Here is a 15058-nt window from a genome sequence, read left to right on the forward strand (position 1 = left end):
GCTAAAGCCGGTCCCACTAATTGACCGCGTACACATTGTGGGACCGGCTTCAGCCGGGAAGGCGTCAGTCGTCATTTCGCAAATCTTCGGGTGCGCACGCTGGCCTTTTCCCGGCTGAAGCCGGTCCCACCAATCGATCGCGTACATAGTGTAGGACCGGCTTTAGCCGGGAAGGCGGTGTGTGTCACTCCGCAATTTATTCAGTGCTTTGAAAACCCTCCCGAACCCACGGAACGAAAGGCTTTCGTTGTCCGTCCTACCCTCGCCTGAGTGAGCGTCACGCCACTGCGCATTAGTCTCCGGCCGTCTTTTCGTGTTTTAATTGAACGTTCAATCAAGTTAAACCGGTGGTTCGCTGCCCGCTGATCTCAGGAGGCCTACCTTTGCCGCATACACGTTGCATGATCGATCCCATCGCCCGCTCGGCGGTATTCATATGAATAATTCGAGCGCCCCGAACAGCACCTCCGTTCGCATGAACGGCCCTGTTTTCTACTTTGCCGCCAGCTTCATTCTGATCTTCGGACTGGTCGTGATCGGTTTCCCGGAAGCTTCGGGCGCCTGGTTGCTTGCCGCGCAGAACTGGGCCGCCAACACCGTTGGCTGGTATTACATGCTGGCCATGACCCTGTATCTGTTGTTCGTGGTGGTTACCGCGATTTCAGGCTACGGCAAGATCAAGCTCGGCGCTGACCACGACGAACCCGAGTTCAGCTACCTGTCCTGGGCCGGGATGTTGTTCGCCGCCGGGATCAGCATCACGCTGTTCTTTTTCTGTGTGTCCGAGCCGCTGACCCATATGCTGCAGCCGCCTCAGGGCGAAGGCGGGACCACCCAGTCAGCGCGTCAAGCCATGCAGCTTCTGTTTTTGCATTGGGGCCTGCATGGCTGGGGCGTGTTCGCGTTCGTCGGCATGGCACTGGCCTACTTCGCGTATCGCCATAACCTGCCGCTGGCATTGCGTTCAGCGCTGTATCCGCTGATCGGCAAGCGCATCAACGGCCCCATCGGCTATGCGGTCGATGGCTTCGGCATTATCGCCACCATCTTCGGCCTCGGTGCCGACATGGGCTTTGGCGTATTGCACCTGAACTCCGGGCTGGACTACCTGTTCAACGTGCCGCACACCCAATGGATTCAGGTGGGTTTGATCACCCTGATGATGGGCGCGGCAATCCTGGTGGCCATTGCGGGCGTCGACAAAGGCGTGCGCGTCATGTCCGATATCAACATGCTGCTGGCCTGCGCGCTGCTGCTGTTCGTGTTGTTCGCCGGACCCACCCAGCACCTGCTGAATACGCTGGTGCAGAACATCGGCGATTACCTCGGCGCGTTGCCGGTCAAAAGCTTCGACGTCTACGCGTACGACGGCCCGAGTGACTGGCTGGGCGGCTGGACCGTGTTCTATTGGGCGTGGTGGATTGCCTGGTCGCCGTTTGTGGGTCTGTTCATTGCGCGTATCTCCCGTGGTCGCACCATTCGCGAATTCGTCTGCGGTGTGCTGCTGATCCCGTTGGGCTTTACGTTGGCCTGGATGTCGATCTTTGGTAACAGCGCCATCGACCTGGTGCTGAACCACGGCATGGCGGCATTGGGGCAATCGGCTATCGACGATCCGTCGATGACCCTGTATCTGATGCTGCAGACATACCCGTGGAGCCGAACGGTCATTGCCGTGACGGTGTTCATCAGCTTTGTGTTCTTCGTGACCTCGGCTGACTCCGGCACTGTGGTGCTGTCGACGCTGTCCGCCAAAGGCGGCAGCCCGGACGAAGACGGCCCGAAATGGCTGCGGGTGTTCTGGGGCGTGATGACTGCGCTGATCACCAGCGGCTTGCTGTTCTCGGGCAGCATCGATGCGCTGAAGTCAGCGGTGGTACTGACCTCGTTGCCGTTCTCCCTGATTCTACTGCTGATGATGTGGGGCCTGCACAAGGCGTTCTACATGGAGTCCCAGCGCAAGATCGCGCAGCTCTATTCACTGGCACCGGTCTCCGGATCCCGGCGCGGCGGCTGGCGTCAGCGTCTGACCCAGGCGGTGGCATTCCCGTCCCGTGATGAGGTTTACCGCTTCCTCGATCAGACCGTGCGCCCGGCCATTGAAGAAGTGACGGCAGTGTTCGTCGAGAAGGGTCTGACCGTCGTGACTCAGCCGGATCCGGCCAACGACACCGTGGGGCTGGAAATCGGCCACGGTGAAGAGCGTCCGTTCGTGTACCAGGTGACCATGCGTGGCTACTTCACGCCGTCCTTTGCGCGCGGCGGCATGGGCTCCAAACAGCTCAACAACCGCCGTTACTACCGCGCCGAAGTGCACTTGAGTGAGGGCAGCCAGGACTACGACCTGGTCGGTTACACCAAAGAACAGGTCATCAACGACATCCTCGACCAGTACGAGCGCCACATGCAGTTCCTGCACTTGGTGCGTTGAGGCTGTTTGTTTTGTAGGAACACGCGTGCCCGCGACGGCGTCGTGTCAGTCACCTGACCGGACTGACACGAAATCTTCGCGGGCACGCTGGCTTCTGCAATTCGGTTTTTTACGGCAAGCCACCATTCGCTCGCACCACCTGCCCATTCACCCGGCATGAATCCGGGCTTGCGCAGCAGAAAACGACGTTGGCGATGGCTTCCGGCTGACCTAACCGCTGCAACGGCGGATGTTGGTCAGGTGCTGGAAAGGGTGGCATCCGTCCGCTCGTGTGAACCCCCTCGTCCCAGAGAAATCCGAGTAATCTCACGGGTTCGTTATGTGACCTGACTTCCATACAAGAAAGAGAGGACTGGATGACTTACATCGCTGCCGAAAACCGTTATGAACGCATTCCCTATCGTCGCGTAGGCCGCAGCGGCCTTGTGCTGCCAGCGCTCTCCATGGGCTTGTGGCACAACTTCGGAGACAGCACGCCGATCGACACCCAGCGCGCCATGCTGCGCACGGCCTTCGATCTGGGTATCAACCATTTCGACCTCGCCAACAACTATGGCCCGCCCTACGGCAGTGCCGAGATCAACTTCGGCCGTCTGCTTAAAGAAGACTTCAAGCAGTACCGCGACGAGCTGATCATTTCCAGCAAAGCCGGCTGGGACATGTGGCCGGGGCCTTACGGTCAGGGCGGTGGATCGCGCAAGTACGTGCTCGCCAGCCTCGACCAGAGCCTGCAGCGCATGGGGCTGGACTACGTCGATATTTTCTATTCCCACCGCTTTGACCCGGACACCCCGCTGGAAGAGACCGCGAGCGCACTGGCCACTGCTGTGCAGCAGGGCAAGGCACTGTATATCGGGATTTCGTCATATTCGGGCGCGAAAACCCGGGAAATCGCAGGCCTGCTGAAAGAGTGGAAAGTGCCGCTGCTGATTCATCAGCCGGCCTATAACCTGCTCAATCGCTGGGTGGAAAAAGACCTGCTGGACACCACCGAAGAACTCGGCTCGGGCGTCATCGCCTTCACCGCACTGGCCCAAGGGCTGCTGTCGGACAAATACCTGAACGGCATTCCCAAGGATGCACGGGTTAACCGTCCCGGTGGCGGCTCGCTCCAGGCGGCGCATTTGTCGGAGCAGAACATCGAGCACGTGCGTGCGCTGAACGAGATTGCCAAGCGTCGTGGCCAGAGCCTGGCGCAGATGGCACTGGCCTGGACGCTGCGCGATCCACGCGTCACCTCTGCGCTGATCGGTGCAAGCCGCCCGGAGCAGATCATCGAGAACGTTGGCGCCCTCGACAATCTTGAGTTCAGTCAGGAAGAACTGGCCGAGATCGACCGGTTTGCGGTGGAAGGCGGGATCAACCTGTGGGAAAAGCCGTCTTCGGCTGAGTGACGCTGGGGCTGTGGGAGCCGGCTTGCTGGCGAACTCAACACGTCAGGCGACGTTTCTATCGTTGACACCGTTCCGTTCGCCAGCAACCCGGCTCCTACAATTTCAGGTCTAGCCCATCAATACACGGGCTGCATCCGTTCAGCCCTCATCACCCTCGTCATCATCTCCACCATCGATCTTCATGCCCAATTCCTTGATCTTGCGGGTCAAGGTGTTGCGGCCCCAGCCCAGCAGCACGGCGGCGTCGCGACGACGGCCGGCGGTGTGCTTGAGCGCGGTCTCGATCATGATGCGTTCGAACGTCGGCACGGCGCTGTCCAGCAGGCTGGATTGGCCGCGTGCCAGCGCTTGATCGGCCCATTGGCGCAGCGCTTGTTCCCAGTTGGTTACCGGAGCAGCGTCCTGCGGCAGGCTCAGCAGTTCAGGCGGCAGATCGCTGACATGCACTTCGCGACCCGACGCCATCACGGTGATCCAGCGGCAGGTGTTTTCCAGCTGACGGACGTTGCCCGGCCACGGCAGGTGCTTGAGGTACTCCTCTGTTTCCGCCTTAAGCAGCTTCGGCTCAACCGCCAGTTCCTGCGCAGCGCGGCTGAGGAAGTGGCGTGCCAGCGTCGGAATGTCTTCGCGACGGTCGGACATGCGCGGGATGTGGATGCGGATTACGTTCAGGCGGTGGAACAAGTCTTCGCGGAACTTGCCGGCCTGGACCAGCGTTTCCAGATTCTGGTGGGTCGCCGCAATGATGCGCACGTCGACTTTGACCGGCACATGCCCGCCAACCCGGTAGAACTCGCCGTCGGCCAGCACGCGCAGCAGTCGGGTCTGGGTGTCGGCCGGCATATCGCCGATTTCATCGAGAAACAGCGTGCCACCGTCTGCCTGCTCGAAACGCCCGCGCCGCAGGTTCGCCGCGCCGGTGAACGCGCCTTTTTCATGGCCGAACAGCTCGGACTCCATCAAATCTTTCGGAATCGCCGCCATGTTCAGCGCAATGAACGGCGACGCCGAACGCGGGCTGTGGCGGTGCAGGGCGTGGGCAACCAGCTCTTTACCGGTCCCGGATTCGCCGTTGATCAGCACGGTGATGTTGGAGTGGCTCAAGCGGCCGATGGCACGAAACACCTCCTGCATTGCCGGTGCTTCACCGATGATTTCCGGGGTGCGGGTCAGGGTGGGTGGAACGGCCAGGCCTTGCTGCTCCTGGGCGTGCTGATTGGCGCGTTTGACCAGCGAAACGGCTTCGTCGACGTCGAACGGCTTGGGCAGGTACTCGAAGGCACCGCCCTGATAGGACGCTACGGCGCTGTCGAGGTCCGAGTGCGCGGTCATGATGATGACCGGCAGGCGCGGATGCTGTTCACGGATGCGCGCCAGCAGGTCCAGGCCGCTGGCGCCGGGCATGCGGATATCGGAAATGATCACATCCGGTTGCTGGCGGGCCAGCCGGCTCATCACGCCATCGGCGCTGTCGAAACTTTGCGTGGTCATGCCCTCTTGCTGCAGGGCTTTCTCCAGTACCCAGCGGATGGAACGGTCGTCATCGACGATCCAGACAGTTTCACTACGGCTCATGTCGACGCTGCTCCTTGTTCCAGCGGCAGGAAGATCGAGAATGTTGTATGGCCAGGGTGGCTATCACACTCGATCAGCCCCTGGTGCTGACTGATGATGTTCTGAGTAATGGCAAGGCCCAGCCCGGTGCCATCCGGGCGGCCGCTGACCATGGGATAAAAAATGGTTTCTTGCAGCTCCGGCGGAATGCCCGGGCCGTTGTCGATGATTTCGATCTTGCTGACCAGACGATGGCGCACGTGGCCGATGGTGAACTGGCGCATGGCGCGAGTGCGCAGGCTGATGCGGCCCAGACGCAGCTCGTTCTGGCTGCTGATGGCCTGCATGGCATTGCGCACGATATTGAGCACCGCCTGAATCATCTGCTCGCGGTCGATCAGCACATCGGGAATGCTCGGATCGTAGTCGCGCACGATGGTGATGCATCCCTGACTTTCGGCTTCTACCAGACTGCACACGCGCTCGAGCACTTCATGCACGTTGGTCATCGCCAGCATCGGCAACTTGTTCGAGCCCAGCATGCGGTCGACCAGATTACGCAGACGGTCGGCCTCTTCGATGATGACGTTGGTGTAGTCCTTGAGACTCTCCTCCGGTAGCTCGCGTGCCAGCAACTGTGCGGCGCCGCGAATCCCGCCGAGGGGGTTCTTGATTTCATGGGCCAGGCCACGCACCAGCATCTTGGTGGTTTCCTGCTTGGACAGCTGAGCCTCTTCCTTGGTGATCCGCAGCAAGCGATCACGGGGATGGACTTCCAGCAGCAGCATGGTCTCGGCTTGGGAAAGGATCGGCGTTACGGCGTAATCGACCGTCAGCGTCTGGCCGGTGAGTGCGGTCAGCATCGCTTCACGCTTGGTAAACGGATGGGCCTGTTCGACGGCCTGGCGAAGCGAGCTGAGCGCTTCGGCAGATTCGGTGAACAGCTCGCTGATAAATTGTCCGTGACTGCGCTGGCCGCTGATGGCCAGCAGCATTTCAGCGGCAGGATTCATGTACTCGAGGCGCAGGTCCGAGTTGAGCAGAATCGTGGCAGTGGTCAGGTTGTCGAGTAACAACCGATGCAACGCATCGCTGATAGTCATGAATCCCGGTGACCTCTTTTGGCTCTATGCACACGGGCTGGGCCGTTGGTGCAGGCTCTGATTGGTCTTTGCCAGCGTATGGAAACCGCTGAAACGTGTGATGTGCTCGCGCATTCATTACAAAATGCAAAAACCAAACCAAGGCTCCGAAAAGAAGCGCGGATTGAGCAATTGCGAGCGTTTTTTGCACGACAGGCCCGGCGACAGTGCATGGATTCCTGAATGCCGAACCAAAATGGGCTTTTATGGCGAAACCTTGTTCAGGTTGCGCACCATAATAGAGCATAGCGGGTCAGGCAGTTTTTAGCGGAAAAACGGGAAGAAGCTCGATTCTTCTTCCGGCTTGTCCTTGAGGGGGCACTCGGGGCGCACGCCGTAGTCATCGGTTTTGCAGGGCTGAGCGAGTCGCTTCTGGGCCAGGGAGATGCGTACCAAATGGAAGGGCTGATTGGGGGTTCGCTCCAGCACTCGGCCATATTGATCGATGATCTCCACGGACAGTTGGTGAGTGCCGCGATCGATGTTCGTCAGCGGAAACACCGGACTGCGGGTCGGCTCACCAAAGGGCTTGCTGTCGAGCAGTAACCGGTACAGATGGTCTGGCTGCAACTCGGGCTCATTGCTGACGGTGACGTTCAGGTTGCCCTCAATGTCGCGAATCGTGCTGTCAGGCTCCGGCGCCAGAATGCGCAGTAACTGATAATGAAAGATGGGGCTGGCCGCTGGTTTCGCTTTGTATGGTCGAGCGGGCGCACTCGTGGGCTGGGCGACCCGGTTGGTCGGCGCAATGTCGACCTTCTTCGCATTGCGGTGAGGTTGATCGGTAAAGACCCGATTGCCGTCCGCATCGACGTAGGTATACACCTGAGCGAGGATGGACTGGCTCACGCCGAACAGCAGGCACAGGGCAATGGCCATCCGGCAAAGGTGTTTAAGGTTTGCCGACATGGACTCGCTGCACCGTCAGGTTGACCGTCTCGCTTTGCTGGATTGAGCGCTGGTTTTCCAGCACCTGAACCGAAAAACTGTGCTCGCCCCGTTCAAGCTCCATCACCTGCAGACGCGGAATGTTGGTGGGCTGGCCGTAGGGCGCGCCGTCCACAATCAACTGCAGCAGATGCCCGGGCTGTAAACGAGGCTCAATGGCGACGCCCACGGTGAACGAGCCGTTGTTGGCACGAAGCGCTTCTTCCTGAGGCAGGTCTTTCAGCGCGAGCACCTGATAGGCAGCGGCGTTTTGCGGGTTCCGGGTTTGGCTCTGGGTCTGCGTCTGCGTCGCGGGGAGTGGCGGCGGCGCAGCAGGCACGACGGTCTCGACGCTGTTGAGTGGCGGCAGCTCGACGGTTTCGGCTTTGGTGCCGTTCGGCGGCTGATTGCTGTACGCCGTGTTCCCGGAGGCATCGGTGTATTTGTAGATCTGCGCGGCAGCGGGCAGTGCAAACACCAGCAACAGAAGGGCGAGACATTGACGCATGAACACTCCAGTGCAGCGATCAGGACAACCCACAATGGTGCCGCGCTCAATGCATGGCGCGGCGTGGGTCAGCATAGAGGAATACTGATCGACGGTGTCAGTTGAGAAGCGGATCTGCGCGCTTGCTCACTGGCTTGCCGTGGTCCGGCAGAGGTCGCCTGCCGCCCTTTGCAGTGCGGTCACGATGACGGGATCACTTGCCTGTCGGTGGATCTCCGACTGCACCCAGGCTGGGCATTTAGCATCGCTGCGGTAGGGCTGGAACGCCGAGTAACTCTGCATCAATACCGGCAGCAGCGTATCCAGCCGACCCCGGATGCCATCGGTGAGACTGGAATCGGGCGTCTCCGGGGAGTGGCCGCTTTCACGCCACTGCTCAATGCGCACGTATTGCACCATCTTGTTGGCTTCCATCTGGGCGGTCATGAAAGCGCGTACGTCGTCGGTCGCCAGCTTGAATTCACCCGCCCGTGATTCGGCGTTCTGAATCACCTGACGCTCGCGCTCACTGTCCTGCACCGGCTTGCCGCTGTGCCATTTGCTGCGTGCTACGTCATTGGCGATTTCCAGCCGCTGCTCCATGGCCGCAATAAGCGGCTGAAGTTGCGCAGGGGGCTGCTGGGCAGGCGCCGCGTGAAGGCCGGTTGACACCAGGCCGCAGGCCAAGGCAGCGAGTTGGAGCTGTTTAAGCATTGTTATGTCCTCACGTATGACCGAGCGATCACTGTTTATCACTTTGGCTGGTAGAAAGTGGCATTCCCGGTGTTCCGGCGTAAAAAACGACGAGCTCCACGGCGGTGTCTCCCGTCAGACCCCGATGCTGCCTGTTGATCATTTCAGGCAGCACATCGCCTGGCTTGAGCAGAATCGACTTGCCGCCTTCGCGGGTTTCGACCGTGAGATTGCCGGAAACGACATAGGCCGCATTGGGCATCGGGTGCTCGTGCCATTTGAGTGCGGTGTTCGCGGGGATCTTGATGTTGAGGACGGTCAGCTCAGGCTTGCCGACGGGGTAGGCGTCATAGGCTGTTCCGTCCCAGGAATTTGAGCTTTTGAGCAGCACGGTGGATTCGACCGTTGAGACTGGAACGGAGCTGGACGTTTGCGCAGTGGCGCATCCGCCAAGGGCGATCACCGCCAGCAGCAGGCAAGCGGGGGTGATGTTGAACATGGATGAAATCCTTGTGCTTGTTGAAAAGCAGAAAACACAAGGTTGCCGGAAGCGTCATTCCCATCTGCGGTACATATTTATAGCGACCGAGCAATGCGCGGCCAGAAACAAAAAAGGCCTCCCGAAGGAGGCCTCTTGTTCACGCAGCTTACGCCGGCGCGACTGGATCAGCAGCTGTAGTACAGCTCGTATTCCAGTGGGTGTACGAAGGTGCGCACTTTGATCTCTTCTTCGGATTTCAACGCGATGTAAGCGTCGATGAAGTCGTCGCTGAATACGCCGCCTTTGGTCAGGAACGCACGGCCTTTATCCAGCTCTTCCAGGGCTTCTTTCAGGCTGCCGCAAACTTGTGGGATCTCTTTCGCCTCTTCAGGCGGCAAGTCATACAGGTTTTTGTCAGCAGCGTCGCCAGGGTGGATCTTGTTCTGGATGCCGTCCAGGCCAGCCATCAACAGTGCAGCGAATGCCAGGTACGGGTTGGCTGCCGGGTCCGGGAAACGTGCTTCGATACGACGGCCTTTAGGGCTGTTGACGTAAGGAATACGGATCGATGCCGAACGGTTACGAGCCGAGTAGGCCAGCATGACCGGCGCTTCGAAACCTGGAACCAGACGCTTGTACGAGTTGGTTGCCGGGTTGGTGAAGCCGTTCAGTGCCTTGCCGTGCTTGATGATGCCGCCGATGAAGTACAGAGCGGTGTCGGACAGGCCGGCATAACCTTCGCCTGCGAAGGTGTTCTTGCCATCTTTGGAGATGGACATGTGAACGTGCATACCCGAACCGTTATCGCCGTACAGAGGCTTTGGCATGAAGGTAGCGGTGCGGCCGTAAGCGTCGGCAACGTTGTGCACGACGTATTTCAGGGTCTGAACTTCGTCAGCCTTTTTAACCAGCGTGTTGAATTTCACGCCGATCTCGTTCTGGCCAGCGGTTGCCACTTCGTGGTGGTGAACTTCGACGACCTGGCCCATTTCTTCCAGAGCGTTGCACATTGCGGTGCGGATTTCGTGGTCGTGGTCGAACGGTGGAACCGGGAAGTAGCCGCCTTTGATGCCTGGACGGTGGCCCTTGTTGCCGCCTTCGATGTCCGCGTCGGACATCCACGAACCTTGTTCGGAGTAGATCTTGAACATGGAGCCGGAGATGTCGGACTTGAATTTCACTTCGTCGAAGATGAAGAATTCTGGCTCAGGGCCGGCGAATACGGTGTCACCGATACCGGTCGACTTCAGGTATTCCTCGGCGCGGTGAGCGATGGCGCGTGGGTCGCGATCGTAGCCCTGCATAGTCGAAGGTTCGATGATGTCGCAAACCAGGATCAGGGTAGGCTCTTCGGTGAACGGATCCAGGACGGCGGTTTCGTCGTCCGGCAGCAGGATCATGTCGGAGGCTTCGATGCCTTTCCAGCCCGAGATGGAGGAACCGTCGAACATTTTGCCGACTTCGAAGAAGTCGTCTTCCAGCGCATCGCGGGCCGGCATGGTCACGTGGTGCTGAGTGCCTTTGGTGTCCGTGAAGCGCAGATCAATCCACTTAACGTCATGATCTTTGATGAGTTGAACCGACTTCGACATGTTGTCCTCCGGGGTGGATTAGGGCCTGAGTAGTAGTGGGCCCTTCAATTTGGGTGATGCCGGGCGCGATACTCGACCAAGGCAACCTGCCTCACAAGGGAGCAATTTGCATGCCAGTGCCCTGTGTTGGGTTTTCCGCGGGAATACCAGTCTTTTAGCGCGTTAAACGTCGCATATTCGAAAACGGGCGCACCGTTGTGGTGCTAAGTAATTGTATACAGGGCCGTTTTGGTGCGTGGACGATTGGCTGTACGATAACTGGTTAAACCTTGAGCAATTTCCGCTATAATCCGCGCCCCCCATTTTCGACCGGGACCTAGCGCGCTGTTTTCATGAAATTAATCGTCAAAGTCTTCCCAGAAATCACTATCAAAAGCCGGCCTGTGCGCAAGCGCTTCATCAAACAGCTGGCCAAGAACATCCGTACGGTGCTCCGCGATCTGGACCCGGCGTTGGTGGTGGATGGCGTGTGGGACAACCTTGAGGTCGAAACAAAGGTCGAGGATGCCAAAGTCCTGCGCGAGATGACCGAGCGGCTGAGCTGCATGCCCGGCATCACGCACTTTCTGCAGGTTGACCAGTATCCGCTGGGCGACATGGATGACATCTACGAGAAGTGCAAACTGCACTTCGGCGATGCGATCCCCGGCAAGATATTCGGGGTGCGCTGCAAGCGCGCAGGTCATCATGACTTCAGCTCCATGGACGTCGAGAAGTACGTCGGTAGTAAGCTGCGCCGTGAGTGCAACGCCGCCGGTATTTCGCTGAAGGCGCCGGAAGTCGAAGTCAGAATCGAAATTCGGGACCAGCGTCTGTTCGTGATCCACAGCCAGCACAACGGCATGGGCGGTTATCCGCTGGGTTCGCTTGAACAGACCCTGATCCTGATGTCCGGTGGCTTTGACTCAACCGTGGCCGCTTACCAGATCATGCGCCGTGGCCTGATGAGCCATTTCTGCTTCTTCAATCTGGGCGGACGTGCCCACGAGCTGGGCGTGATGGAAGTCGCGCACTTCATCTGGAAGAAGTACGGCAGCTCCCAGCGAGTGCTGTTCGTCAGCGTACCGTTCGAGGAAGTTCTGGGAGAAATTCTCGGAAAAGTCGATAACAGTCATATGGGCGTAGTATTGAAGCGTATGATGTTGCGCGCTGCGACCAATATTGCCGACCGGCTGGAAATCGACGCGCTGGTCACCGGCGAGGCGATTTCCCAGGTGTCCAGCCAGACGCTGCCCAACCTGTCGGTGATTGATTGCGTGACAGAGAAGCTGGTCCTGCGACCGCTGATCGCCAGTCACAAACAGGACATCATCGACCTGGCCGATCAGATCGGCACCGGCGATTTTGCCCGGCACATGCCCGAATACTGCGGTGTGATTTCGGTGAACCCGAAGACCGCCGCCAAGCGCAACCGGGTCGAGCACGAAGAAAAATCGTTCGACATGTCCGTGCTCGAACGTGCGCTGGAAAACGCTCGTCTGGTACCGATCGATCGTGTGATCGAGGAATTGGGCCAGGACATTCAGATTGAAGAAGTCAGTCAGGCGCTGGCCGGGCAAGTGGTCATCGACATCCGTCACCCGGATGACGCTGAAGACCGTCCGCTGGCGCTGGCTGGCGTTGAAGTACAAACGCTGCCGTTCTTTGCATTGAACAGCCGTTTCAAGGAACTGGATGACACGCGCCAGTACCTGCTCTATTGCGACAAAGGCGTCATGAGTCGCCTGCATGCTCATCATCTGCTCAGTGAGGGGCATGCCAATGTGCGCGTTTATCGACCGAGCTAAGTGCCCGGGGCTGTTTGCCTGTGGCTTGCGTCACCGGCCCCCCGACACCAGTCGTCAGCCGTAACGGCTTTCGCCGGCTCCACCGTTCATAGCTGCCTGGAATCAGGCAGCTGACCGAATCCTCTGATCGAGATACACAAGTGATCGAAAATCTACGCAACATCGCCATCATTGCTCACGTTGACCACGGTAAAACTACCCTCGTCGACAAGCTTCTGCGCCAGTCCGGCACCCTTGAGCGCAACGAGCTCAACGACGAACGCGTGATGGACTCCAACGACCAGGAGAAAGAACGCGGTATTACCATTCTCGCGAAGAACACCGCGATCAACTGGAATGGCTACCACATCAACATCGTTGACACCCCGGGCCACGCCGACTTCGGTGGTGAAGTAGAGCGCGTGATGTCGATGGTTGACTCCGTTCTGCTGCTGGTCGACGCTCAAGACGGCCCTATGCCGCAAACCCGTTTCGTGACCAAGAAGGCGTTCGAAGCCGGCCTGCGTCCAATCGTGGTCATCAACAAGGTTGACCGTCCAGGCGCGCGTCCGGACTGGGTTCTGGACCAGATCTTCGACCTGTTCGACAACCTCGGTGCCACCGAAGAACAGCTGGACTTCAAAGTCGTCTACGCCTCGGCCCTGAACGGCATCGCCGGTCTGGAACACACCGACATGGCTGAAGACATGACCCCGCTGTACCAGTCGATCGTCGACAACGTACCTGCGCCAAAGGTTGACCGTGACGGTGCGTTCCAGATGCAGATTTCGGCACTGGACTACAACAGCTTCCTGGGTGTTATCGGCGTTGGCCGTATCGCTCGTGGCCGCGTCAAGCCGAACACTCCGGTTGTCGCGATCGGTGCTGACGGCAAGCGTCGCAACGGCCGTATCCTGAAGCTGATGGGTCACCACGGTCTGCACCGCATCGACGTCGATGAAGCAGCAGCCGGTGACATCGTCTGCATCAGCGGCATGGACTCGCTGTTCATTTCCGACACCCTGTGCGATCCGCTGAACGTGGAAGCAATGGTGCCGTTGACCGTTGACGAACCAACCGTTTCGATGACCTTCCAGGTCAACGACTCGCCGTTCTGCGGTAAAGAAGGCAAGTTCGTGACGTCCCGTAACATCAAGGAACGTCTGGACAAAGAGCTGCTGTACAACGTTGCTCTGCGCGTTGAAGAAGGCGACACCGCTGACAAGTTCAAGGTCTCGGGCCGTGGTGAGCTGCACTTGTCCGTACTGATCGAAACCATGCGTCGCGAAGGCTTCGAAATGGGTGTTGGTCGTCCGGAAGTGATCATCCGTGTCGTTGACGGCGTCAAGCAGGAACCGTTTGAAAACGTCACCATCGACCTGCCAGAAGAATCCCAGGGCGCCATCATGGAGCAAATGGGTCTGCGCAAAGGCGATCTGACCAACATGGTTCCGGATGGCAAGGGCCGTGTGCGCCTTGAGTACAACATCCCGGCTCGCGGTCTGATCGGTTTCCGTAACGAGTTCCTGACCCTCACCTCTGGTGCAGGCATCCTGACCTCGATCTTCGACCGTTACGACACCATGAAGTCGGGCGACGTCTCCGGCCGTCAGAACGGCGTTCTGGTTTCGGTTGAGACCGGCAAGGCGCTGACCTACTCGCTGGAAACCCTGCAGGCTCGTGGCAAGCTGTTCGTAGAACACGGCCAGGAGATCTACAACGGTCAGATCGTAGGCCTGAACAGCCGCGACAACGACCTGGGTATCAACCCAACCAAAGGCAAGAAGCTCGACAACATGCGTGCTTCGGGTAAAGACGAGACCATCGCTCTGGTTCCACCGGTCAAGTTCACCCTGGAACAGGCTCTGGAATTCATCCAGGACGACGAGCTGTGTGAAGTCACTCCTAAGTCGATCCGTCTTCGCAAGAAGATCCTCGACGAAAGCGAGCGTACCCGCGCTGCCAAGAAAGCCAAGGCGTAACTAGCCCCGGCTGAACGAAAACGCCCCCGGTCGAAAGGCCGGGGGCGTTTTTGTTTGTGTGGGATTTGGCTTGGCCCGTGTCGAAACTGTGAGGGCGATGTCGCTCAATCCAGCCTCTTCCCGGCTAAAGCCGGTCCCACTGAGGTGAGGCTTAGAACTTCAACGGCACCCGGCCGGAGTTCGAGTTCAGCGTGCCGGTGCTTTCGCGCACGACTTCTTTCGGCTTGTACGCGCAATAACCCGGGCGCGGACCGATCTTCGGGTGGTTGCGGCAGGTGTCGGGGCGTTTGTCGTAGATGGTGCACAGCCGGCTCTTGCGATCCAGGTACAGGCAATCGTTGTTGCTCATGCGCTGAAGGGTGAAGATTCCGGACTTCTGGTTGAAGCGCTCGACGATCCCGTCCTTCTGCAACCGCTTGGCGATGTTCTTCGGGTTATCGCCCTGTTCGAACTCGTCGACGATGCCGATGCGGATCAGGTCCTTGATCTTCACTTCAACAGGCAGCGTGCAGCAGCTGGAGACGCAGCCTCCGCACATATAGCTGGAGTATTTCTGCCAGGTCTCGATGCGGTCGAGTTCTGCAGCGGCGATCAAAGTGGGCTTCATGA

The 15058-nt window shown here is 59.0% G+C and carries 12 protein-coding genes and 1 pseudogene; 4 read left to right on the plus strand and 9 right to left on the minus strand.

Features of this window, described 5'->3' with window-relative positions:
• Positions 1–436: 436 nt before the first annotated feature.
• The gene (gene betT / locus BMY98_RS14010) at positions 437–2431 is read left to right on the plus strand and encodes a choline transporter BetT (protein WP_074890136.1); all 1995 of its coding nucleotides are present in this window, start codon (positions 437–439) and stop codon (positions 2429–2431) included.
• Between the two features lie 109 nt (positions 2432–2540).
• Here the strand turns inward: betT and BMY98_RS27650 are convergent.
• Positions 2541–2660: pseudogene (locus tag BMY98_RS27650) on the minus strand (3-ketoacyl-ACP reductase); the annotation flags it as partial.
• Positions 2661–2787: 127 nt separating this feature from the next.
• On the opposite strand from BMY98_RS27650, the gene mgrA reads away from it, so the two are divergent.
• A complete protein-coding gene (gene mgrA, locus BMY98_RS14015) occupies positions 2788–3825 on the plus strand; it encodes an L-glyceraldehyde 3-phosphate reductase (RefSeq protein ID WP_074890138.1) in 1038 nt (345 codons plus the stop codon).
• Positions 3826–3963: 138 nt separating this feature from the next.
• Here mgrA and ntrC read toward each other — a convergent pair whose 3' ends face one another.
• From ntrC to glnA, 7 genes are all read right to left on the minus strand, one after another.
• Positions 3964–5400, minus strand: a complete 1437-nt coding sequence (gene ntrC, locus BMY98_RS14020; protein WP_074890141.1) for a nitrogen regulation protein NR(I) — start codon at positions 5398–5400, stop codon at positions 3964–3966.
• Entirely contained in the window at positions 5397–6482 is a 1086-nt protein-coding gene (glnL, locus tag BMY98_RS14025) for a nitrogen regulation protein NR(II) (protein ID WP_074890143.1), read from the minus strand. The genes ntrC and glnL overlap by 4 nt, the downstream gene beginning before the upstream one ends.
• A 303-nt stretch (positions 6483–6785) precedes the next feature.
• Positions 6786–7430: a DUF4124 domain-containing protein gene (locus tag BMY98_RS14030; RefSeq protein ID WP_074890146.1), complete on the minus strand. Its 645-nt coding sequence runs from the start codon at positions 7428–7430 to the stop codon at positions 6786–6788.
• Positions 7414–7956 carry a DUF4124 domain-containing protein gene (locus tag BMY98_RS14035; RefSeq protein WP_074890149.1) on the minus strand — a complete coding sequence of 181 codons (543 nt, stop codon included), beginning with the start codon at positions 7954–7956 and terminating at the stop codon, positions 7414–7416. Before BMY98_RS14035 ends, BMY98_RS14030 begins: the two co-directional genes overlap by 17 nt.
• Positions 7957–8082: 126 nt before the next feature.
• Positions 8083–8649: a chorismate mutase gene (locus tag BMY98_RS14040; protein WP_083398790.1), complete on the minus strand. Its 567-nt coding sequence runs from the start codon at positions 8647–8649 to the stop codon at positions 8083–8085.
• A 28-nt stretch (positions 8650–8677) separates the two neighbouring features.
• Positions 8678–9127 carry a cupin domain-containing protein gene (locus tag BMY98_RS14045; protein WP_074890151.1) on the minus strand — a complete coding sequence of 150 codons (450 nt, stop codon included), beginning with the start codon at positions 9125–9127 and terminating at the stop codon, positions 8678–8680.
• A gap of 167 nt (positions 9128–9294) precedes the next feature.
• Positions 9295–10701 carry a glutamate--ammonia ligase gene (glnA, locus tag BMY98_RS14050; RefSeq protein ID WP_037018763.1) on the minus strand — a complete coding sequence of 469 codons (1407 nt, stop codon included), beginning with the start codon at positions 10699–10701 and terminating at the stop codon, positions 9295–9297.
• Positions 10702–11033: 332 nt separating this feature from the next.
• Between glnA and thiI the strand changes: the two genes are divergently transcribed.
• Positions 11034–12488, plus strand: coding sequence for a tRNA uracil 4-sulfurtransferase ThiI (gene thiI / locus BMY98_RS14060; RefSeq protein ID WP_074890154.1), 1455 nt, complete (start codon positions 11034–11036; stop codon positions 12486–12488).
• A gap of 140 nt (positions 12489–12628) precedes the next feature.
• Positions 12629–14449 carry a translational GTPase TypA gene (gene typA / locus BMY98_RS14065; protein ID WP_074890157.1) on the plus strand — a complete coding sequence of 607 codons (1821 nt, stop codon included), beginning with the start codon at positions 12629–12631 and terminating at the stop codon, positions 14447–14449.
• Between the two features lie 151 nt (positions 14450–14600).
• On the opposite strand, the gene BMY98_RS14070 is transcribed toward typA, so the two are convergent.
• A complete protein-coding gene (locus tag BMY98_RS14070) occupies positions 14601–15056 on the minus strand; it encodes a YkgJ family cysteine cluster protein (RefSeq protein ID WP_074890161.1) in 456 nt (151 codons plus the stop codon).
• Positions 15057–15058 lie beyond the last annotated feature (2 nt).

It is taken from the genome of Pseudomonas graminis (assembly GCF_900111735.1).
GTDB classification, from domain to species: domain Bacteria; phylum Pseudomonadota; class Gammaproteobacteria; order Pseudomonadales; family Pseudomonadaceae; genus Aquipseudomonas; species Aquipseudomonas graminis.